This is a genomic window from Rathayibacter sp. PhB179, from assembly GCF_004345345.1.
Taxonomy (GTDB): Bacteria; Actinomycetota; Actinomycetes; order Actinomycetales; family Microbacteriaceae; genus Rathayibacter; species Rathayibacter festucae.
In genome coordinates, this window is the sequence record NZ_SLVD01000002.1 from 27,892 (window position 1) to 49,551 (window position 21,660).

Below are 21,660 nucleotides of genomic sequence, written 5' to 3' on the forward strand. Positions count from 1 at the left end.
GCCGTGACCGGTCGCCGACTCCGACTCCCCCGCCCCGACGCCGAGCTCGACAGCGCGCTCGCCGCCGTCCGCACCGCGAACGACCTGCCGGGCGCCTTCCCGCCCGACGCCCTCGCCGAGGCCGAGCAGGCCGACAGCACGGCCGACGACGCGGGCCGGATCGACCTCACGGGCGTCCCCTTCGTCACGATCGACCCGCCCGGTTCCCTCGACCTCGACCAGGCGGTGCACCTCGAGCGGCGGTCCTCCGGAGTCGTGCTCCGCTACGCCATCGCCGACGTGCCGGCCGTCGTCCGCACCGGCGGCGCCCTCGACGCCGAGACCCGCCGCCGCGGCCAGACCTACTACCTCCCCGACGGCCGCGTCCCCCTGCACCCGCCGGCCCTCTCCGAGGGCACCGCCTCGCTGCTCCCGGACGTCGAGCGCCGCGCCCTGGTCTGGACCCTCGAGCTCGACGACGCCGCCGAGCCGCGGGCGGTCCGCCTCGAGCGAGCCCTGGTCCGCAGCACGGCCCGCCTCGACTACGCCGGCGTCCAGCGCAGCGTCGACGCGGGCGACCCGCACCCCTCGATCGCGCTCCTCCCCTGGTTCGGCGCCGAGCGCCTCGCCCGCGAGGCCGAGCGCGGCGGAGCGAGCCTCGCCCTCCCCGAGGAGGAGATCGTCGCCGTCGACGGCGGCTACCGGATCGAGCGCCGGGCACCCCTCCCCTCGGAGGGCTGGAACGCCCAGGTCTCGCTGCTCACCGGCATGGCGGCCGCGACGATGATGCTCGACGCGGGGGTCGGCATCCTCCGCACCATGCCCGCGGCCGATGAGGACACCGTCGCCGCCTTCCGCGCCCGCACCGAGGCCCTCGGCGTCCCCTGGGGCGCCGACGAGCTCTACGGCGCCTACCTCCGCCGCCTCGACACCGCCGACCCCGCCCAGCTCGCGATCATGTCGGCCGCGGCGACGCTCTTCCGCGGAGCCGGCTACACCGCCTTCGACGGCGCCGCCCCGGAGCAGCCCGAGCAGTCCGCCCTCGCCGCCTCGTACGCGCACGTCACGGCCCCGCTCCGCCGCCTGGTCGACCGCTTCGGCCTGGCCACCTGCCTCGCGATCTCGACCGGAGCGGAGCTCCCGGCCTGGCTCCGCACGGCCCTGCCCGAGCTGCCCGCGCTGATGACCGCGAGCGACCGCCGCTCCGGAGCCGCCTCCCGCGCCGCCACCGCCGTCGTCGAGGCCGCGATCCTCCGCGGCCGCCAGGGCGCCTCCTTCGAGGGCGTCGTCGTCTCCTCCGCGAGGACCCGCTCGCAGGTCCAGCTGCTCGACCCGGAGATGACCGTCGACGTCCCGGTGCCGCAGACGCCGGGAGCCCGTGTCGTCGTCGTCCTGGAATCGGTCGACGTCGCCACGGGCTCCGCGGTGTTCAGGCCTGCTGCCTAGTCCTCGTCCTCGTCCTCGCGCGGCTTCACGTAGGGGTCCGCGTCGCCGGCGTAGTCCGCCTTCGCGGCGAGCGACTGCACCTGGGTGTCCTGGTTGCGCGCCGTCGCGAGGAGGTCCTCGATGTGCTTCGCGTTCTCCGGGATCGCGTCGAGGATGAACTCGAGCGACGGCGTCAGCCGCGCCGTGATGTTCTTGCCGACCTCCGTGCGGAGCATGCCGGTCGCCGCCTTCAGGGCGAGCGCCGAGTCGGCGCGCTCCTCGTCGGTGCCGTAGACCGTGTAGAACACGGAGGCGTGCTGCAGGTCACCGGTCACCTGCACGTCGGTGATGGTGACGAAGCCGAGTCGGGGGTCGCGGAGTCCGCGCTCGAGCCGCTTGGCGACGATCACCTGAATCCGTTCGGCGAGCTTCCTCGCCCGTGCCGGATCTGCCATGGCTGGTCCTCATCTCTCTCGACGAACCGTTCGGCTCGCCATCTAACCACTCCCCGGCAGTCCTGCCGGGGGCTTGCTCTGTGCTCGACGGTTCTGCGCGGCGCTGCCGGCGCGGGTGGGGTGCCTCGCCGCGGCTCCTTCCCGCGCGGCTGCGCCGCGCCCGCCAGACCCGAGCCAGGAGCCGCGACGAGACACCCCACCCGCACCTCCCGTCCGTACAGGCGGAAGTCCTTGCTCCCGGTCCCCCTCCCGCGCAGGCGCCCCACCCCACGTGCTGGTGCAGGTACCCGACGCGACATGCCTCGGAGACCGGGCCCCCTCTGCACGTGCTGGCGGAGCGATCCTCCCGCAGGGAGGGAGGCCACTCCTGCCCTCGCGCGACAGGCTCGGGTCTGGCGGGCGGGCCGCAGGCCCGCGGGAAGTCGCGCGAGGGCAGGAGTGGCCTCCCGATCCCTCGTCGGACCAGCGGCCGAAAGCCGGAAGCAAGGACCCCCGGAACGCCGGAAGGCCCGGGCGGACCCGGGCCTTCCAGTGAGCATCAGGGTCAGCCTCGCGGCTTCTCCTTCATCTCGATCGTCTCGATCTCGTCGCCGATCTGGATGTCGTTGTACTTGCCGAGACCGATACCGGCCTCGTAGTCCGTACGGACCTCCGTGACGTCGTCCTTGAAGCGACGCAGCGACTCGATGGCGAGGTTGTCCCCGACGACGACGCCGTCGCGGATGACGCGCGCCTTCGAGTTGCGGGTGATCGTGCCGGAGCGGACGATGACACCCGCGATGTTGCCGACCTTGGAGGAGCGGAACACCTCGCGGATCTCGGCGACACCGGACTGGACCTCCTCGTACTCGGGCTTGAGCATGCCCGTGAGCGAGTTCTCGACCTCTTCGATCGCGTTGTAGATGACCGAGTAGAAGCGGATGTCCACTCCCTCTCGAGCAGCGCGCTCGCGGGCCTTCGGGTCGGGGCGGACGTTGAAGCCCACGATGATCGCGTTGTCGATCGTCGCGAGGTTGACGTCGGACTCCGTGATCGCACCGACACCGCGGTGGATGATGCGCAGCTGCACCGAGTCGTCGACCTCGATCTTGACGAGCGACTCCTCCAGCGCCTCAACGGCACCGGACACGTCGCCCTTGATGATGAGGTTGAGCGACTCGACCTTGCCCTCCTCGAGAGCACGGGTGAAGTCCTCGAGCGAGATGCGCTTGCGGGCCTTGGCCAGCAGGGCGTTGCGCTGAGCGGCTTCGCGCTTCTCGGCGATCTGGCGGGCGGTGCGGTCCTCCTCGGTGACGAGGAAGGTGTCGCCGGCGCGGGGCACGGACGAGAGTCCCTGCACCTGCACCGGTCGCGACGGCACGGCCTCGAGCACGGCGACGCCGTTCTCGTCGGCCATCGCACGGACGCGGCCGTAGGCCGTTCCCGCGACGATCGCGTCGCCGACGCGCAGCGTTCCCGACTGGATGAGGACCGTCGCGACGGCACCGCGTCCCTTGTCGAGCTTGGCCTCGATCGCGACTCCGCGGGCCTCCTTGTCGGGGTTGGCGCGCAGGTCGAGACCGGCGTCCGCGGTGAGCAGCACGGCGTCCAGGAGGTCCTGGATGCCGGTGTTCGCGCGGGCCGACACGTCGACGAACATGACGTCTCCGCCGTACTCCTCGGCGACGAGGCCGAACTCGGTCAGCTGCTGGCGCACCTTGGCCGGGTTGGCGTCGGGCTTGTCCACCTTGTTGACCGCGACCACGATCGGCACGTTGGCCGCCTGGGCGTGGTTCAGAGCCTCGATGGTCTGCGGCATGATGCCGTCGTCCGCCGCGACCACGAGGATCGCGATGTCCGTGACCTGGGCACCGCGGGCTCGCATGGCGGTGAACGCCTCGTGACCCGGGGTGTCGATGAAGGTGATCGGGCGCTCGATGCCCTCGTGCTCCGCGACGACCTGGTACGCACCGATGTGCTGCGTGATGCCGCCCGCCTCGCCGGCGACGACGTTGGCGTTGCGGATCGCGTCGAGCAGGCGCGTCTTTCCGTGGTCGACGTGACCCATGACGGTGACGACGGGGGGACGGATCTGGAGGTCCTCGTCAGTCTCGTCCTCGAGCTCCTGCTCGAGGTCGAGGCCGAAGCCCTCGAGGAGCTCCTTGTCCTCGTCCTCGGGCGAGACGACCTGGATCTTGAAGCCGAGCTCACCGCCGAGCACCTCGAAGGTGGCCTCGTCGAGCGACTCGGTCGCCGTCGCCATCTCGCCGAGGGCGAAGAGGACGGTGACCAGGTTGCCGGGGGGCACCGGCACGCCGGTCATGGCCTCGATCTTGTCGGCGAAGTCCGAGATCGACGCGCCGCGGCGCAGACGGATGACCGTCTTGCCGTCGCCGCGGGGGACGCTGACGCCGCCGAGCGACGGGGCCTCCCTGAGCTCGAACTCCTGACGCTTCGTGCGCTTCGACTTGCGGGCCTTGCTCTTGCCGCCACCGCGACCGAAGGCACCAGCGGTACCACCGCCGGGGCCGCGACCGCGACCGCCGCCGCCACCGGGACGAGGGGCGAAGCCGCCACCCGCTCCGGGGGCGCCGCCGGGACGCTGGAATCCGCCGCCGGCCGGACGGCCGGGGCCGCCGGGACGACCGGCTCCGCCACCGGGACCGCCGGGACGCTGGCCGAAGCCGGCGGGGCGCTGGCCCATGCCGGGTCCACCGGGTCGGGGCGCACCGGGGCGGGGAGCCGCGGGACGGGGGATGTTGCTGGGCGTCGGGCGCGAGCCCATGCCCTGCGAGCTGGCGAACGGGTTGTTGCCCGGGCGCGGGGGCGTCGCGGGACGCTGGCCCATGCCCTGGTTGCTCGCGAAGGGGTTGTTGCCCGGACGCGGGGCGCCACCGGGACGGCTGGAGCCGCCGGGAGCGGAGCTGCTGCCGCCGGACTTCGGCGGGGCTGCCGCCGGGGCCGGACGCGGGGTCGCCGGCTTCGGTCCGCCGGGGGTGGCGGGCGAGGCGGCGGGGGTCGCTGCGGCGGGCTTCTCGGCCGCGGGCGCCGGAGCGGCGGCCTCGGTCGGAGCCGGAGCGGCGGGGGCGTTCGCAGCGGCCTGGGCGCGAGCCGCGGCCGCGGCCTCCTGGGCGGCCTGAGCGGCCGCCTGACGCTCGGCGACCGACATCGGCGGAGCCGGCGCCGGGGTGGGCGGCTTGGCCGGGCCGGGCATCGGCGCGGAGGGGCGGGCACCCGAGGGGCGGGGAGCCCCCGGACGGGCGGTGCCGGCGGCGGGCGCCGACGGGGTCGACGATGCACCCGTGCTCGCGCTGCCCTGGAGGGCCTGGCGGAGCTTGCGGGCGACGGGGGGTTCGATGCTGGAGGACGGTCCCTTGACGAACTCGCCCAGTTCTTTCAACTTCGCAAGTGCGACCTTGCTGTCGACGCCGAGTTCGGCGGCGATCTCGTGCACGCGTGGTTTAGCCACTTCTCTCCTGTCTCGGACCTGCGCCCAAGACGGGGCAGGCCATCACAAACGGACGGATCTCATTTCGAGCCGCTCATCAGTCGTTGCTCATGATCAGTTCACGGGCCGTTCTGCCTGTTCTCTCTGCGGTGTGATCGTTCGCCTGGCCGGTTCCTCAGGGTGAGGAGCCGAGCCGGTCAGGTCACGGGTGACGTACTGCTCCACGGCGCTCGCGTCCACGCTCTCGCGCGTCCGGAACGCCCTGCTGAACGCGCGGCGCTTCACCGCGAGCTCGTAGCAGTCGTACGCGTCGTGCAGCCACGCTCCCCGCCCAGCACGGACACCCCGCGGATCTACCACGAGGACGTTCGAGGGGAGGACGAGCCTCAGAAGTGAGGCCCTTGGGGCGCGCAGACGGCAGCCGACGCACGTTCTGACGGGTTCCACTGTACTCCCTCGTTCCCGGGAGCGCCTCCCCGCACCGCCGACAGCGGGGATCACTCCCCGTCCATCACCGAATCGGGCTGGATGTCGATCTTGGCGCCGGTGAGCTTGGCGGCGAGTCGGGCGTTCTGGCCCTCCTTGCCGATCGCGAGCGAGAGCTGGTAGTCCGGCACGAGGGCGCGGACGGCCTTGAGGCTCTGGTCGATCACGAAGGCGCTGGTCACCTTGGCGGGCGAGAGCGCGCTGGCGACGAAGGTCGGCAGGTCGGAGGAGTAGTCGACGATGTCGATCTTCTCGTTGTTCAGCTCCGCGGTCACCGCGCGGACGCGCTGGCCGAGCTCGCCGATGCACGCGCCCTTGGCGTTGACGCCCGGCTCGGTCGCCCGCACGGCGATCTTGGTGCGGTGGCCGGCCTCGCGGGCGAGCGAGACGATCTCGACGACGCCGGAGGCGATCTCCGGGACCTCGAGGGCGAAGAGCTTGCGGACGAGCGACGGGTGCGTCCGCGAGACCTGGACCGACGGGCCCTTGGGGCCCCGGCTGACGCTCGTCACGTAGACGCGGATGCGGCGGCCGTGACTGTAGTCCTCGCCGGGCACCTGCTCCTCGGGCGAGAGGATCGCCTCGATCGAGCCGAGGTCGACGTGGATCATCTTCGGGTTGGGGCCCTGTTGGATGACGCCGGCGACGATGTCGCCCTCGCGGCCCTTGAACTCGCCGAGGACCTTCTCGTCGCCGATGTCGCGCAGCCGCTGGTTGATGACCTGCTTGGCGGCGAAGGCCGCGATGCGGCCGAAGTCGCGCGGCGAGTCCTCGGACTCGCCGACGACGGCGCCCTCCTCGTCGATCTCGGGCACGAACACGCTGACGTGCCCGGTCTTGCGGTCGAGATGCACGCGGGCGTCCACGGCGGTGGCCTTGTCGGCGTCGTCCGCCTGGCCGATGTGCTTGAGGTAGGCGGTGAGGATCGCCTGCTCGATGATCTGCACGAGTTCCTCGAAGGGGATCTCGCGCTCGCGCTCCAGCAGGCGCAGAACGCTCAGGTCGATGTCCATGGGCGGGCCTTTCTCTCTATTCACTTGGGGCGTGGCGGCGCAGCGCGACCACGTCGAAAACCGGTCCGGCGCCGGCGGCGCCACGGCAGGAGCCGGGCCCGCGCGTCGGGACCATTGAGCATAACCGACCGCGCTGAGGGCGGACGGGACGGAGGGACCGGAGGCGCTCAGGCTCCGAGGCGGGCGAGCGCCTCGGCGGCGGGCAGCTGCTCGCGCTCGCCGGTGCGCCGATCCCAGAGCTCGACGATGCCGTCGGCGGCGCTGCGGCCGGCGATGACGATCAGCGGCACGCCGATCAGCTCGGCGTCGCCGAACTTGACGCCCGGCGAGACCTTGGGCCGGTCGTCGATCAGCACGTCGCGGCCCGCGGCCTCGAGCGAGGCGCCGACCGACTCCGCGAGCGCGAGCGCCGCCGGGTCCTTGCCGGTCGCGATCACGTGCACGTCGAACGGTGCGACGTTCTCGGGCCAGATCAGCCCGCGGTCGTCGTGGTTGCTCTCGGCGATGATCGCGAGGATCCGGGTCACGCCGATGCCGTAGGAGCCCATGGTGACCGTGACGAGCTTGCCGTTCTCGTCGAGGACCTTGAGGCCGAGCACGTCCGCGTACTTCCGGCCCAGCTGGAAGACGTGGCCGATCTCCATGCCGCGGGCGGTCTCGATCGGGCCGGAGCCGTCGGGAGCGGGGTCGCCGCTGCGGACGTCGGCCACCTCGACGACGCCGTCGCCGGAGAAGTCGCGGCCGGCGACGAGGTCGAGCACGTGCTTCCCGGCGGTGTTCGCTCCGGTGATCCAGGAGGTGCCCTCGACGACGCGGGGGTCGAGCAGGAAGCGGATGCCGCTCGCGGACTCCTCCCCGAGGACGGCGCCCTCGGCCGACCACGGGCCGATGTAGCCCTTGACCAGCGCGGGGTGCTTCGCGAAGTCCTCCTCGGTCGCGGCCTCGACCTCGGCGGGGGCGAAGGCGACCTCGGCACGCTTGAGGTCGACGTCCCGGTCGCCGGGCAGCCCGACGACGACGAGCTCGCGGGTCCCGTCGAGCGCGGTGAGCGCGAGGACGACGTTCTTGAGCGTGTCGCCGGCGGTCCAGGCGCGGCCGTCGGCGCGCGGCTCCTGGGCGTTGGCGAGGTCGACGAGCGACTGGATGGTCGGGGTGCCGGGCGAGTCGAAGACGCGCGCCTCGGCGAGCCCGTCCACGGGCAGCGCCTCGGGCACGGGGGTCCGGTACGCCTCGACGTTGGCCGCGTAGCCGCCGGCCGAGCGCACGAAGGTGTCCTCGCCGACCGGAGTCGGGTGCAGGAACTCCTCGCTGCGCGAGCCGCCCATCGCGCCGGCGTCCGCCTGCACGATCACGTACTCGAGGCCGAGCCGCGCGAAGATGCGCTCGTACGCGTCGCGCTGCACCTGGTAGCTCGCGTCGAGACCGGCGTCGGTGTAGTCGAAGGAGTAGGCGTCCTTCATGGTGAACTCGCGGCCGCGCAGGAGGCCGGCGCGGGGGCGCGCCTCGTCGCGGTACTTGTCCTGGATCTGGTAGAGCGAGAGCGGCAGGTCCTTGTAGGACGAGTAGAGGTCCTTGACCAGGAGGGTGAAGAACTCCTCGTGGGTCGGCGCCAGCATGTAGTCCGCGTCCTTGCGGTCCTTCAGGCGGAAGACGCCGTCGCCGTACTCGGTCCAGCGGCCGGAGAGCTCGTAGGGCTCGCGGGGCAGCAGCCCGGGGAAGTGGACCTCCTGCGCGCCGGCGGCCGCCATCTCGGCGTGGATGATCGCCTCGATGCGGCGCTTGACCTTGAGACCGAGGGGCAGCCAGGCGAAGACGCCGGGGGCCTGACGGCGGATGTAGCCGGCCCGGACCAGGAGGCGGTGGCTCGCGACCTCGGCGTCGGCCGGATCCTCTCGGAGGGTGCGGACGAACAGGTGCGAGAGACGGGTAACCACGAGGGACGATCCTATCCGGAGTCCGCGGCGGGGTGTCCCGCGCGGTCCGGGGTGGCGGCGGACCGGGCGGGTGCCGGTCCACCGCCCGCGGTCACTTCGAGACGACGACCACCGGGGAGCCGGTCGAGGTGTCGTCGGCGGGCATCTCGGCGGCCAGGCGGTTGGCCTCCTCGATGAGCGTCTTGACGATCTCGGACTCGGGGACGGTCTTGATGACCTCGCCCTTGACGAAGATCTGGCCCTTGCCGTTGCCGGAGGCGACGCCGAGGTCGGCTTCGCGGGCCTCGCCCGGTCCGTTGACGACGCAGCCCATGACGGCCACGCGGAGCGGGACGCTCATGCCCTCGAGACCGGCGGTCACGTCGTTGGCGAGCGTGTAGACGTCGACCTGCGCGCGGCCGCAGCTCGGGCAGGAGACGATCTCGAGCTTGCGCTCGCGGAGGTTGAGCGACTGCAGGATCTGCAGGCCGACCTTGACCTCCTGCGCGGGCGGCGCGGAGAGCGAGACGCGGATGGTGTCGCCGATGCCCTCGCCGAGCAGGATGCCGAACGCCGTCGCCGACTTGATCGTGCCCTGGAACTCGGGGCCGGCCTCGGTGACGCCGAGGTGCAGCGGCCAGTCGCCGCGCTCGGCGAGCTGGCGGTAGGCCTGGACCATGATCACCGGGTCGTTGTGCTTGACCGAGATCTTGAAGTCGTGGAAGTCGTGCTCCTCGAAGAGGCTCGCCTCCCAGACGGCGCTCTCGACGAGCGCCTCGGGGGTGGCCTTGCCGTACTTCTGCAGGAGACTGGGCTCGAGCGAGCCCGCGTTGACGCCGATGCGGAGGGAGACGCCGGCGGCCTTCGCGGCGGCGGCGATCTTGCCGACCTGGTCGTCGAACTTGCGGATGTTGCCCGGGTTCACCCGGACGGCCGCGCAGCCGGCGTCGATCGCGGCGTAGACGTAGTTCGGCTGGAAGTGGATGTCCGCGATGACGGGGATCTGGCTCTTCTTCGCGATGATCGGCAGCGCCTCCGCGTCGTCGCGGCTCGGCACGGCGACGCGCACGATGTCGCAGCCGGAGGCGGTCAGCTCGGCGATCTGCTGGAGCGTCGCGTTGATGTTCGTGGTCGGCGTGGTGCACATCGACTGGACGCTGACCTGAGCGTCACCGCCGACGAGCACCTTCCCGACCTTGATCTGACGGGTCTTCCGGCGGGGGGCGAGGGTCACGGGGACCTTGGGCAAACCCAGATTCACAGCAGGCACGAGCCCCATCGTACGCGCGCCGCACGGCCGGACGCCGCCGCTCCCCCGGTTCCCAGGTCCCGCCGATCTCCGCCGTCCGCGCCGGCCCTGCCTCCCCGAGCGAGCGATCGGCCGACGTCCGATCCGCAGGCGATCCCCCGCCCGCCACGCGTCCACTCCTGTCCCCTCAACTCCTCCCGGCCCCCTCGCCTGCAGACCAGACCGACCTCCCGCGGCATGCCGGGCAGGGACCGGCGCCACCTCCCAGGCGAACGCGCGAATCGCGTGCCAGCGATTCGCGCTAGCCGACCGCAACCCGCTCCTCCCTACCCCACCCGTCGCAAAGCCGACCGCGGCGAGCCGGGCGAGGACCGGCTCCACCTCCCAGGCGAACGCGCGAATCGCGTGCCAGCGATTCGCGCTAGCCGTGCGCAACACGCTCCTCCCCACCCCACCCGTCGCGAAGCCGACTGCGGCGAGCCAGGCAGGGACCGGCGCCACCTCCAAGGCGAACGCGCGAATCGCGTGCCAGCGATTCGCGCTAGCCGACCGCAACACGCTCCTCCCCACGCAACCCGTCGCGAAGCCGACCGCGGCGAGCCGGGCAGGGACCGGCTCGCAAGACAGCTCAGAACAGCGTGATCGGCTTGACGATGTCGGCGTAGATCAGCAGCGCGCTCATGCCGCCGAGGAGCAGGACGACCGCGTAGGTGAGCGGGAGGAGCTTGGCGATGTCGACGGGGCCGGGGTCGCGGCGGCCGAAGAGCTTGGCGATGCGGCGGCGCAGGCCCTCCCAGAGGGCGCCGGCGATGTGGCCGCCGTCCATGGGGAGGAGGGGGACGAGGTTGAAGACGAAGAGCGCGACGTTGAGGGAGGCGAGGACGCCGACCATCGTCTGCACCTTGGAGACGACGGGCAGCTGATCGGAGGCGGCGATCTCGCCGGCGATGCGGCCGACGCCGACGACGCTGATCGGTCCGTTCGCGTCACGGGCCTCGGTCCCGAAGGCGGCCTGCGCGACGTCGATGAGGCGCTGCGGCAGGTTGAGGATGACCCCCGCGACGCTCCTGATGTTCTCGCCGACGGTGCCGGGGACCGCGGTGATCGGCTGCTGCACGAGGGCCTGGGTCGGCGAGATGCCGATGAAGCCGACGGTCTGCGTCTCGACCGCGCCGGAGGAGTCGAGCACCGCGTTGCCCGCGGCGTCGGTGACGGCCACCTCGTTCTCGGCCGGGGTGATCGTCAGGGTGAGGGGCTGGCCGTCGCGCTCGACGGCGACGCTGAGCGGCACGCCTGCGGAGGCGCGGATGATCGGGGTGAGGTCGTTCCAGGAGGAGACGGGCGTGCCGTCGATCGCCGTGATGGTGTCACCGGGCAGGATGCCGGCGGCGGCGCCGGGCGCGAGCGGGTCGTCGGCGGAGCAGCTCTCGGTGGTGGTGTCGCTCGCCGGGACCACGCACTGGGAGACGGTGGAGATGGTCGAGGTGTTCTGGGCGACGCCGATGCCGCAGAGCAGCACCGCGAAGAGGACGGTGGCGATCACGAGGTTCATGAACGGGCCGCCGAACATCACGATCACGCGCTTCCAGACCGCGAGCCGGTAGAAGGCGCGATGGTCCTCGCCCTCGCCGATGGTCTCGGCGCTGGCGGCGCGGGCCTCGTCGATCATGGTCGCGTAGCCGCCACGGCGGGGCTCGGGGTCGGGCGCCGACTCGTTGCCGTTCAACCCGTTGAAGAAGCCCGTGCTCGACTCGCCGACGCGGTCGCCCGGGTGCTTGGGCGGGTACATCCCGATCATCGCGATGTAGCCGCCGAGGGGCAGCGCCTTGACGCCGTACTCCGTCTCGCCGCGGCGGACGGAGAAGACCGTCCGGCCGAAGCCGATCATGTACTGCGTGACCTTGACCCCGAAGAGCTTCGCCGGAACGAGGTGCCCGACCTCGTGCAGCGCGATCGACAGGGCGACGCCCACGGCGATGATGACGACGCCGAGGACGAAGAGCAGCACGGATTCCACTCGGTCACTGTAGGCCGCGGGGTGGACCCTCGGCTGGAGAGGCGCTGGAGGATCGCGATGAGGGCGCGATCAGCCCGTCGAGGCCGGCGACGCGATCGAGCTGCTCTCGCGCCCGGAGCGCGCCGTGCCGCCGGCCTGCGGTCCTCCGTCGAGAGCGCGCTCGCCTGAGGGCGGACCGCCGGACCGGCATCGGCATGCTGATCGAGTAGCCCTCGGAGAGGGCGTATCGAGATCCACCGTCGTCCGGTGGGTGGGTCTCGATACGCCGCTCCGCGGCTACTCGACCAGCATGGTGCGGCTGCCGCCCGGCTGAAGCGCTCAGGCGGCGGCGATCCGCGCGTCCGCCGTGCGGCGCGCCCAGGCCTCGGCCTCGGCCAGCGACTCGCGGGTCAGCTCGCCGTCGACGGAGTGCGCGTCGACGACGGCCTCGACCGTCGCGAGGATGTCCAGGTAGCCGATCCGACCGGCGTGGAACGCCTGCACGGCCTGCTCGTTCGCGGCGTTGAAGACGGCCGGGTACGACGCCCCCGCGACTCCGACCTTCTTCGCGAGCCGGACGGAGGGGAAGGCCTCCTCGTCGAGCGGCTCGAACGTCCAGGACTGCGCGCGGGTCCAGTCCAGCGGCACGCCGACGCCGGCGACGCGGTGCGGCCAGTCGAGGCCGAGCGAGATCGGCAGCCGCATGTCGGGCGGCGACGCCTGGGCGATCGTGGAGCCGTCGACGAACTCGACCATCGAGTGGACGATCGACTGCGGGTGCACGGTCACGTCGATCCGGTCGTAGGGCACGTCGAAGAGCAGGTGCGCCTCGATGACCTCGAGGCCCTTGTTGACCAGCGTCGAGGAGTTGGTGGTGACGACGAGGCCCATGTCCCAGGTCGGATGCGCGAGCGCCTCCGCCGGGCTGACGTCGCGGAGGGAGGCGCGGTCGCGCCCCCGGAAGGGACCGCCCGACGCGGTGAGCACCAGCCGGCGGACCTCGCGGTGCTCCCCAGCGAGCAGCGCCTGCGCGATCGCCGAGTGCTCGGAGTCGACGGGCACGATCTGGCCGGGAGCGGCGAGCGAGGTGACCAGCTCGCCGCCGACGATCAGCGACTCCTTGTTCGCGAGGGCGAGGGTGCGGCCCTCCTCGAGCGCGGCGAGTGTCGGGCCGAGTCCGACCGAGCCGGTGATGCCGTTCAGGACGACGTCGGCGTCGACCGAGCGGATCAGCTGCTCGGCCTCCGCGGCGCCGAAGGCGGTGTGCTCGACGCCGAAGTCGCGCGCCTGCCGGGCGACGACCTCTCGGTTGGATCCGGCGCCCAGGCCGACCACCTCGAAGCGGTCGCGGTTCGCGCCGATGACGTCGAGGGCCTGCGTGCCGATGGACCCGGTCGAGCCGAGGATGATGACCCTGCGCATCCGCCCATCCTGGCACGGCGGCACCCGGCCCTCCCGGGCCGGGAGCCTCTCCGGGTCAGCTCACCGCGAGGATGTCCACCACGAAGACGAGGGTGTCCGTGCCGCTGATGCCCGCGTTCGCGTTGCCCGCCTCGCCGTAGCCCTTGTCCGGCGGGATGACCACGAGCACCTGCGAGCCGACGGTCTGGCCGACCACCGCCTCCTTGAAGCCCTCGATCACGTCGCCCGTGCCGAAGGACGCGGGCGTGCCCTTGCCCCAGCTCTGGTCGAAGACCTCGCCGGTGCCCCAGACCACGCCCTGGTACTGGACGATCAGCGAGTCGCCGTCGGCCACGGTCTGCCCGTCGCCCTTCTTGAGCACCTCGAGCTGCAGCTCGGCCGGCGGGTCGGTCGCGGGGATCGTCACCGTCGGGGCGCCGTCCTCGGCGAGCGCCACCGTCGGCAGCCCGTCGACCGGGGCCTGCGGCTCGCCGGTCGCGGCCGAGGGGACGATGCCCTCGACGTCGATGACCATCACGATGGAGTCGTCCGCGGCGATCCCGAGGTCGGTGCTGCCGGCGTCGCCGAACGCGTCGGCGGGCGGGACGACCGCGACGACGCGCGAGCCCACGGCGGCGCAGTTGACCGCCTTCACCAGGCCGGCCAGGTACTGCTCGGTGTCGACCTCGAAGGCCGCGCGGCCCCCGGAGGCGTAGCTGCTCGCCGAGAACTCCGCGCCGCTCGTGCCGTTGTAGAGGGTGTAGTCGACGAGGACGGTGTCGCCCTCGGCGACCGTTTCGCCGGTGCCGTCGATGACGGTGGTGCCCTCGGTCGCGTCGACGCTCATCGGGGTGGGGAAGACGGTGACCGGCTTGGTCCCGAAGTCGCCCGCCGCGTCCACCGCCTCGGACGCGTCCCCGGAGGAGATGCAGGAGAGCGGAGTCGGGCTCGCACTCGGGGTCGCCTCGGGGGTGCCGGGGGTGCCCGGCGTGCAGGCCGCGAGGCCGAGGGAGGCGCCGAGGACGGCGAGGATCGCGAGGGTTCTGCGCACGGGTGCACCTTTCCTGCCCGGCAGGGAGCGGGACGACGTCGAGGGGATCGGTCCATCCTGCGGGCTGCGCCTCTGCCCCGGCTGAACGATCCCTCCACGGCGCCCACCCGGTCGCGCCGCCCCGGAGCGTCCCCGGCCCCCTCCCCGGGAGCCGCGCCTAGCATGGAGGAATGCGTGAATTCTCGGTCCCCCAGTCCCGCGCGCTCGTCACAGAGCTCCCCGGCCCCCGCTCGATCGCGCTGCAGGAGCGCCGCGTCGCCAGCGTCTCCCGCGGCGCCGGAACCCTCGCGAACATCTACATGGACCACGCCTCGGGCGCCGTCCTGGTCGACGTCGACGGCAACCGCCTGATCGACCTCGGCTGCGGCATCGGCGTCACCACCATCGGCCACGCGCACCCCGCGGTCGCCGCCGCCGCCGCCGCGCAGGCCGAGAAGCTGACCCACACCCTCTTCACGGTGACCCCCTACGAGAACTACGTGCGGGTCGCCGAGAAGCTCGGCGAGATCACCCCCGGCGACTTCGAGAAGCATTCGATCCTCGTCAACTCCGGCGCCGAGGCTGTCGAGAACGCGGTCAAGATCGCCCGCAAGCACACCGGTCGCCGCGCGATCGCCTCGCTCGACCACGCCTTCCACGGCCGCACCAACCTCACGATGGCGATGACCTACCGCCCCTGGCCCGAGCGGGCCGGCATGGGCCCGTTCCCCGGTGAGATCTACAGCCTCCCGATGAGCTACCCGTTCCGCGATCCCGAGGGCATGACGGGCGAGGAGGCGGCCGAGCGCTCGATCGACTACATCCGCACCCACATCGGCGCCGAGGAGCTGGCGGCGCTGTTCGTCGAGCCGATCCAGGGCGACGGCGGCATCATCATCCCGGCGGCCGGCTACTTCGAGCGGCTGTCGGAGTTCTGCACCGAGAACGGCATCGTCTTCGTCGCCGACGAGATCCAGGCCGGCATCGCCCGGACCGGCGCCTGGTACTCGATCGAGCACTTCGGCGTCGTCCCGGACCTGATCACCACCGCCAAGGGCATCGCCGGCGGCTTCCCGCTCGCCGCGGTCACCGGCCGCGCGGAGATCATGGACGCCGTCCAGCCCGGCGGCATCGGCGGCACCTTCGGCGGCAACCCCGTCTCGACCGCGGCCGCGCTCGCCACCTTCGAGGCGATCGAGTCCGAGGGGCTCATCGCCGAGGCGCAGCGCGTCGAGCGCGCCCTGCAGGCCCGCATCGGCGACTGGGCCGAGCGCTTCGCCGTCGTCGGCGAGGTCCGCGGCAAGGGCGCGATGTTCGGCGTCGAGCTCGTGCACCCCGGCACGAAGAAGCAGAACCCGGAGGCGCTCTCCGCCGTCCTCAAGCACGTCACGACGAACGGCGTCATCGCCCTGGACGCCGGCAGCTGGGACAGCGTCCTGCGCATCATGCCGAGCGTGGTCATCAGCGAGGAGCTGATCGACGACGCGGCCGGTGTCATCGAGGAGGCGCTCGCCACCTTCGGCTGAGTCACTCCCTCTGCGTCGCCCTGCGGGCCGCTCCTCGTCACGAGGGGCGGCCCGCGGTCGTCCGCCCCGGCCCGCGAGAAGGGCCCCGGCGGAGCGGTCGGCGGAGCATGACCCGAGCGGCATGCACCCGCCGGTAGCGTCGGGCGAATGCCGACCGACGACGCTCCCGCACCGCCGACACCCCCGGGGATCGGCGTCTCCGCGCGCGTGGCCCGCTTCACGATGAGCCGCCTCGGCCGGATGATCTACCGCCCGATCGTCGAGGGCCGCGACAACGTCCCGCGCACCGGCCGGGTCATCCTCGCCAGCAACCACCTGTCGTTCATCGACTCCCCCGTCCTGACCCTGCTGGCGCCGCGGCCGGTGCAGTTCCTCGCGAAGGCCGACTACTTCACCGGCACCGGAGCACGCGGCGCCGCGTCGCGCTCGTTCTTCACGGCGGTCGGAGCGGTGCCCGTCGAGCGCGGCGCCGGCCAGGCCGCGCAGGAGGCCCTCGACCTCGGCCGCGCGATCCTCGAGCGCGACGAGGCGTTCGCCGTCTACCCCGAGGGCACGCGCTCGCGCGACGGCCGCCTCTACCGCGGGCGCACCGGAGTGGCGTGGCTCGCCCTCACCACCGGCGCACCGGTCGTGCCGGTCGGGCTGGTCGGCACCCAGGAGCTGCAGCCCGTCGGCTCGAGGATCCCCCGCCTGCACCGGATCACGGTGCGCTTCGGCGATCCGCTCGACCTCTCCCGGCACGGCTCCGCCGACTCGGGTCGCGCGCGCCGGCACGCGACCGACGAGGTGATGACCGCGATCCACGCGCTCTCGGGCCAGGAGGCGGCGGGCGTCTACAACGAGTCGCCGCCGGTCACCACGGTGGAGAAGATCCGGCGGGCGCTGCCGCACGAGCGGCGCTGACCGCTCCGGTCGCCGCTGCCCGAGCCCGCCCGGATCAGTGCGCGTCGGCCGCCGAGGTCTGCGGCTCGTGTCCCACAGGGAAGCTCACCGAGTTCGCGATGAAGCACAGCCGCGAGGCTTCGCCGTGCAGCGACTGCGCGAGCTCGACCATCGACTCGTGCGCGACGCGGACCCGCGGCCGGAGGGTCACCGAGACGAAGCGCCCGCCCTCGCCCTCCTGCACCATCCGCCCGGCGGCGTCGTCGACGTACTCGGTCACGACGACGCCGTTCTTGACCGCGACGTGCAGGAACGAGAGCAGATGGCACTGCGCGAGGGCGGCGAGCAGCAGCTGCTCGGGGTTCCAGCGGTCCGGGTCGCCGCGGAAGGGCTTGTCGGCCGAGGCGAGGATCGGCGGCGGGCCCTCGGCGACGAGGACGTTCTGGCGCCCGTAGTCCCGGTAGCCGCTGGTGCCGGTGCCGCGATTGCCCTCCCAGACGACGGATACGGCGTAATCGTGCTCCGCTTGCATCGGAATCCTCCTTCTCGGCCGTGGTTCAGGCCGGTCTCGACGGTCTGGACCACTGCTCCTCCGAGGCCCGCGGGTACACTCGGGGGACCATGACAGACACGCTCGCCCCCCAGGTTCCCACGTCGGCCGTCCCCCAGGAGCGTCGCGTCGCGACCGAGATCCCGGGGCCGCGATCGAGGGCCCTGCACGAGCGCCGCCTCGCCGTCGTCCCCACCGGAGTCGGCACCGCGCTGCCCGTCTACATCGACCGCGCGCACGGCGCGATCCTCGTCGACGTCGACGGCAACCAGTTCATCGACCTGGGCGCCGGCATCGGCGTGACGACGATCGGCCACACCGACGACGCGGTCGTCGCCGCCGCCACCGCGCAGCTCGGCCGCCTCACCCACACGCTCTTCACCGTCACGCCCTACGAGCCGTACATCCGCGTCGCGGAGCTGCTCGGCGAGCACACCCCCGGCGACCACGCGAAGAAGACCGTGCTGGTCAACTCCGGCGCCGAGGCCGTCGAGAACGCGGTCAAGATCGCCCGCAAGCACACCGGCCGCCCCGGCGTCGCGGTGCTGGACCACGCCTACCACGGCCGCACGAACCTGACGATGGCGATGAACTTCAAGGCGCTCCCCTACGGACTCGGCTTCGGCCCGTTCGCGAGCGACGTCCACCGCGCGCCGAGCTCCTACCCATACCACGACGGCCTCTCGGGCGCCGAGGCGGCCGAGCAGACGATCTCGTACCTCGAGAAGACGGTGGGTGCCTCCGCGCTGGCCTGCCTCGTCGTCGAGCCCGTCCAGGGCGAGGGCGGCTTCATGGTCCCGGCGCAGGGCTTCCTGCCGGCCCTGCAGGAGTGGTGCACCGCGAACGGCATCGTCTTCGTCGCCGACGAGATCCAGTCGGGCATGGCCCGCACCGGCGCCTGGTTCGCCAGCGAGCACTTCGGCCTCGTCCCCGACCTGGTGCTCTCGGCCAAGGGCATCGCGGGCGGCCTGCCGCTCGCCGGCGTCACCGGCCGGGCCGAGATCATGGACTCCGCGCAGGCCGGCGGCCTCGGCGGCACCTTCGGCGGCAACCCCGTCGCGGCGGCCGCCGCCGTCGCCGTCTTCGAGCGGATCGAGCAGGACGGCCTCCTCGCCGAGGCCGACCGGATCGGCGCCCGCCTCGGTGCCGCGCTGCACGCCCTGCAGGAGCGCTACGACATCATCGGCGACGTGCGCGGCATCGGCGCGATGATGGCGATCGAGCTCGTCGAGCCCGGGACCGCGCAGACGACCAAGCGACCGAACACCGCGGCGGTCGCCGCGATCATCGACTACGCCGCCAAGCACGGAGTGCTCGTGCTCAGCGCCGGCACCTACGGCAACGTGGTGCGCTTCCTCCCCAGCCTCGCCCTCACGGACGAGCTGCTGGACGAGGCCGTGGCCGTGCTCGGCGAGGCGTTCGCGACCCTCTGAGCCCCGCCCGCTCCGTCGACGGCCCGGCCCCTCCGCCCAGGAGGCGCCGGGCCGTCGGGCAAGATGGGGGGATGTCCGCAGGTACCTTCACCCTCGCCGAGTCCGTCGAACTGGCGGTGGTCGAGCGCTCCGGCTTCGTCGAGTCGCGCCACGCCGGGTCGGCCGTGCTCCTCGACTCCGACGGCCGCGTCGCCCGCACGCTGGGCACCCCGACGGCGCCGGTCCTCCCCCGCTCCTGCCTGAAGCCCTTCCAGGCCCTCGCCGTGATGACCGCCGGCGTCGAGCTGAGCGGGGCGGAGGCGGTGATCGCGACCGCGAGCCACGCCGGCATCCCCCAGCACGTCGCCCTCGTGCAGAACCTGCTCTTCCGCGCGGGGCTCGACCACACCGCCCTGCAGTGCCCGGCCGACTGGCCGAGCGACTCGGCCTCGCGCACCAAGCTGCTGCGCGCCGGAGCCAGCGCGGACCCGCTGTACATGAACTGCTCCGGCAAGCACGCGGCGATGCTGCTCGCCTGCGTGCAGAACGGCTGGAGCACCGACGACTACCTCGAGCGCTCGCACCCGCTGCAGCAGCACATCGTGGACACGATCGAGCGTCTGACCGGCGAGCGGATCGCCGGCTCGGCCGTCGACGGCTGCGGCGCGCCGGTGCACGCACTGCCGCTGACCGCGCTGGCGAAGGGGATCTCGCGGATCGTCTCCTCCTCCCCCGCCTCCCCGTTCGGTCTCTACCGGCAGGCGGGCGTGCTCACCGAGGCGATCCTCGAGAACGCGTGGGCCCTGGACGGGCCGGGTCGCGACAACACCGTCGTGATCGAGCGGCTCGGCCTGGTCGCGAAGCTCGGCGCGGAGGGAGTGCTCGTGATGGCCTCGCCCGACGGAACGACGGTCGCGCTGAAGATCCTCGACGGCAGCCTGCGCGCCGCCACGGTGGTCGCGCTCAAGCTGCTGGTGGAGGCGGGCACCGTCGATCGCGCCGCGGCGAACGAGGTGCTGGTGCGGCTCAATCCGGTCGTCACCGGCGGCGGCAAGCCGGTCGGCGCGGTCCGCGCCTCCTACGTCTGATTCGCGGGGGCACCGCCGGAGCGGCCGGGCGCGCCGCTACTGCTGCCTCGCCAGCCGCTTCGCCCGGGCGGCCGCCGACACCTGCGTGACGACGACGATGAGGATCGCCAGCACGAACACCGCCGAGGCGATCACGTTCGCCTCGGCGGGGATGCCGCGGGCCGCCGCGATGTAGATGTACTTCGGGAACGTGGTGACGGACCCGGAGTTGAAGTTCGTGATGATGAAGTCGTCGAAGCTCAGCGCGAACGAGAGCAGAGCCGCCGCGAGGATGCCGGGCAGCAGCAGCGGGAAGGTGATCCGCCAGAAGACCTGGGCCGGTGAGGCGTAGAGGTCGCGCCCCGCCTCCTCGAGCCGGGGGTCGAGGCTCGCGACACGCGCCTTCACCGTCACCACGACGAAGCTGATGCAGAACATCGTGTGCGCCAGGATGATCGTGACCAGGCCCTTCTCGGTGCCGAGCGCGAGGAACTGGGCTGCGAGTCCGGCGCCGAGCACCACCTCTGGAGTGGCCATCGGCAGGAACAGCAGCAGGCTGATCGCCGAGCGGAACCGGAAGCGGAACCGCACGAGTGCGATGGCGATCATCGTCCCGAGTGCGGTGGCCAGCACCGTCGCGACGACGCCGACCAGCAGGCTGTTGCCGAACGCCGTCATCACCTCCTCGCTCGTCCAGGCCGAGACCCACTTGTCGAAGGTGAAGCCCCGCCAGGCGAGGTTGCTCTTGCCCGAGTCGTTGAACGAGTAGACGAAGGTGTAGCCGATCGGGATCAGCAGGAAGATCAGGGCGAGGGCGGTGTAGATCCCGAGCCCGAGGCCCTTGAAGCGGCGCGGGCCTCGCACCGGCGCCGGAGCGGGTGCCCCCAGCGCCTCCTGGGCGCTCGCGACGGGGCGGTCGGCGGTGGCGGTCACAGGAGGTCCTCCGTTCCACTGCGCTTCACGTAGAAGCCGACGATGACCAGGATCACGGCCATCAGCACGATCGAGAGCGCGGCCGCGGCCGGATAGTTCTCGAGGGTGAGGAAGTTCGCCTCGATCGCGTTGCCCACCATCGACGTCTGCGACGAGCCGAGGAAGTCCCGGCTCGCGTTGATGTAGTCGCCCGCCGCCGGGATGAAGGTGAGCAGCGTCCCCGAGACGATGCCGGGCATCGAGAGCGGCACGGTGACCTTCCAGAACACCGAGGCGGGGTGCGCGTAGAGGTCGGAGCCGGCCTCGAGGAGCCGGGTGTCCAGCCGCTCCAGCGTCGTGTACAGCGGCAGGGTCATGAAGGGGATGAAGTTGTAGGTGATGCCGAAGACGACGGCGATCGGGGTCCCCGTGAGGTGGCCGTCGGAGGGCAGGATCGCGACGGTCTTGAGGGCCTGCACGAGCGGGCTCTCGTCGGCGAGGATCTGCTTCCAGGCCAGGGTGCGGAGCAGGAAGCTGATGAAGAACGGGGCGATCACCAGCGTCAGCAGCAGGTTCTGCAGCAGCGGCCACGGCCGCGCCTTCACCCCGATGAAGTAGGCGAGCGGGTAGCTGATGACGAGCGCGAGCACCGTGGCGATCAGCGCGTAGCCGAAGGAGCGGATCGCGTGCGGCCAGTAGTCGGCCATCACGACGAGGTAGTTCTGCCAGGCGAAGCCCGGCGCGTACTCGCCGATGTCGCCGTCCGGCACCTCGACCTGGAACGAGGTCAGCACGAGCGAGATCAGCGGCGTCAGGAAGAAGAGCAGCATGTAGACGATGCCCGGCAGCAGGAGCACCAGGGCGATCGTCGACCGCCGGCGGACCGGCGGATCGAGCGTGTCGGCAGAGCCGGTCGCGAACGCGGCGAAGGCCATGC

General features: G+C 72.2%; 17 protein-coding genes. 5 read left to right on the forward strand and 12 right to left on the reverse strand.

The features are described from left to right. The first annotated feature begins 3 nt into the window (after positions 1–3). Positions 4–1,425, forward strand: coding sequence for an RNB domain-containing ribonuclease (locus EDF43_RS03955; RefSeq protein WP_132435731.1), 1,422 nt, complete (start codon positions 4–6; stop codon positions 1,423–1,425). On the opposite strand, the gene rbfA is transcribed toward EDF43_RS03955, so the two are convergent. The 9 genes from rbfA to EDF43_RS04000 form a co-directional block, all read right to left on the reverse strand. Beyond that, positions 1,422–1,859, reverse strand: coding sequence for a 30S ribosome-binding factor RbfA (gene rbfA, locus EDF43_RS03960; protein ID WP_123445535.1), 438 nt, complete (start codon positions 1,857–1,859; stop codon positions 1,422–1,424). The genes EDF43_RS03955 and rbfA overlap by 4 nt on opposite strands. A 544-nt stretch (positions 1,860–2,403) precedes the next feature. After that, positions 2,404–5,307 carry a translation initiation factor IF-2 gene (gene infB / locus EDF43_RS03965; RefSeq protein WP_132435732.1) on the reverse strand — a complete coding sequence of 968 codons (2,904 nt, stop codon included), beginning with the start codon at positions 5,305–5,307 and terminating at the stop codon, positions 2,404–2,406. A 93-nt stretch (positions 5,308–5,400) separates the two neighbouring features. Further along, the gene (locus tag EDF43_RS03970; protein ID WP_308197497.1) at positions 5,401–5,787 is read right to left on the reverse strand and encodes a YlxR family protein; all 387 of its coding nucleotides are present in this window, start codon (positions 5,785–5,787) and stop codon (positions 5,401–5,403) included. After that, positions 5,784–6,785 (reverse strand): transcription termination factor NusA, encoded by a 1,002-nt coding sequence (gene nusA, locus EDF43_RS03975; protein ID WP_123445531.1) that lies wholly within the window; start codon positions 6,783–6,785, stop codon positions 5,784–5,786. The genes EDF43_RS03970 and nusA overlap by 4 nt, the downstream gene beginning before the upstream one ends. Positions 6,786–6,952: 167 nt before the next feature. Next, positions 6,953–8,719 (reverse strand): proline--tRNA ligase, encoded by a 1,767-nt coding sequence (locus EDF43_RS03980; RefSeq protein WP_123735377.1) that lies wholly within the window; start codon positions 8,717–8,719, stop codon positions 6,953–6,955. A 91-nt stretch (positions 8,720–8,810) separates the two neighbouring features. Next, positions 8,811–9,968, reverse strand: a complete 1,158-nt coding sequence (ispG, locus tag EDF43_RS03985; protein WP_132435733.1) for a flavodoxin-dependent (E)-4-hydroxy-3-methylbut-2-enyl-diphosphate synthase — start codon at positions 9,966–9,968, stop codon at positions 8,811–8,813. A gap of 607 nt (positions 9,969–10,575) precedes the next feature. Next, positions 10,576–11,964: a site-2 protease family protein gene (locus EDF43_RS03990; protein ID WP_165909009.1), complete on the reverse strand. Its 1,389-nt coding sequence runs from the start codon at positions 11,962–11,964 to the stop codon at positions 10,576–10,578. A gap of 318 nt (positions 11,965–12,282) precedes the next feature. After that, positions 12,283–13,365, reverse strand: coding sequence for a 1-deoxy-D-xylulose-5-phosphate reductoisomerase (locus EDF43_RS03995; RefSeq protein WP_132435734.1), 1,083 nt, complete (start codon positions 13,363–13,365; stop codon positions 12,283–12,285). Positions 13,366–13,420: 55 nt separating this feature from the next. Further along, the gene (locus tag EDF43_RS04000; RefSeq protein ID WP_132435735.1) at positions 13,421–14,395 is read right to left on the reverse strand and encodes an FKBP-type peptidyl-prolyl cis-trans isomerase; all 975 of its coding nucleotides are present in this window, start codon (positions 14,393–14,395) and stop codon (positions 13,421–13,423) included. A gap of 170 nt (positions 14,396–14,565) precedes the next feature. On the opposite strand from EDF43_RS04000, the gene EDF43_RS04005 reads away from it, so the two are divergent. Together EDF43_RS04005 and EDF43_RS04010 are read left to right on the forward strand one after the other, a co-directional pair. Beyond that, positions 14,566–15,900, forward strand: coding sequence for an aminotransferase class III-fold pyridoxal phosphate-dependent enzyme (locus tag EDF43_RS04005; protein WP_123702939.1), 1,335 nt, complete (start codon positions 14,566–14,568; stop codon positions 15,898–15,900). 222 nt (positions 15,901–16,122) lie between these two features. After that, positions 16,123–16,803 carry a lysophospholipid acyltransferase family protein gene (locus tag EDF43_RS04010; RefSeq protein ID WP_243582723.1) on the forward strand — a complete coding sequence of 227 codons (681 nt, stop codon included), beginning with the start codon at positions 16,123–16,125 and terminating at the stop codon, positions 16,801–16,803. Positions 16,804–16,837: 34 nt separating this feature from the next. Here EDF43_RS04010 and EDF43_RS04015 read toward each other — a convergent pair whose 3' ends face one another. Next, positions 16,838–17,314 (reverse strand): OsmC family protein, encoded by a 477-nt coding sequence (locus EDF43_RS04015; RefSeq protein ID WP_132435736.1) that lies wholly within the window; start codon positions 17,312–17,314, stop codon positions 16,838–16,840. 89 nt (positions 17,315–17,403) lie between these two features. Between EDF43_RS04015 and gabT the strand changes: the two genes are divergently transcribed. Further along, positions 17,404–18,765, forward strand: a complete 1,362-nt coding sequence (gene gabT / locus EDF43_RS04020) for a 4-aminobutyrate--2-oxoglutarate transaminase (protein ID WP_123445522.1) — start codon at positions 17,404–17,406, stop codon at positions 18,763–18,765. Positions 18,766–18,836: 71 nt separating this feature from the next. Then, positions 18,837–19,832 carry an asparaginase gene (locus EDF43_RS04025; RefSeq protein ID WP_123732045.1) on the forward strand — a complete coding sequence of 332 codons (996 nt, stop codon included), beginning with the start codon at positions 18,837–18,839 and terminating at the stop codon, positions 19,830–19,832. A gap of 36 nt (positions 19,833–19,868) precedes the next feature. On the opposite strand, the gene EDF43_RS04030 is transcribed toward EDF43_RS04025, so the two are convergent. Both EDF43_RS04030 and EDF43_RS04035 read right to left on the reverse strand, forming a co-directional pair. Next, positions 19,869–20,636, reverse strand: coding sequence for an ABC transporter permease (locus tag EDF43_RS04030; protein ID WP_243646240.1), 768 nt, complete (start codon positions 20,634–20,636; stop codon positions 19,869–19,871). A gap of 104 nt (positions 20,637–20,740) precedes the next feature. Beyond that, entirely contained in the window at positions 20,741–21,658 is a 918-nt protein-coding gene (locus EDF43_RS04035) for an ABC transporter permease (protein ID WP_123732044.1), read from the reverse strand. Between the last annotated feature and the right edge of the window lie 2 nt (positions 21,659–21,660).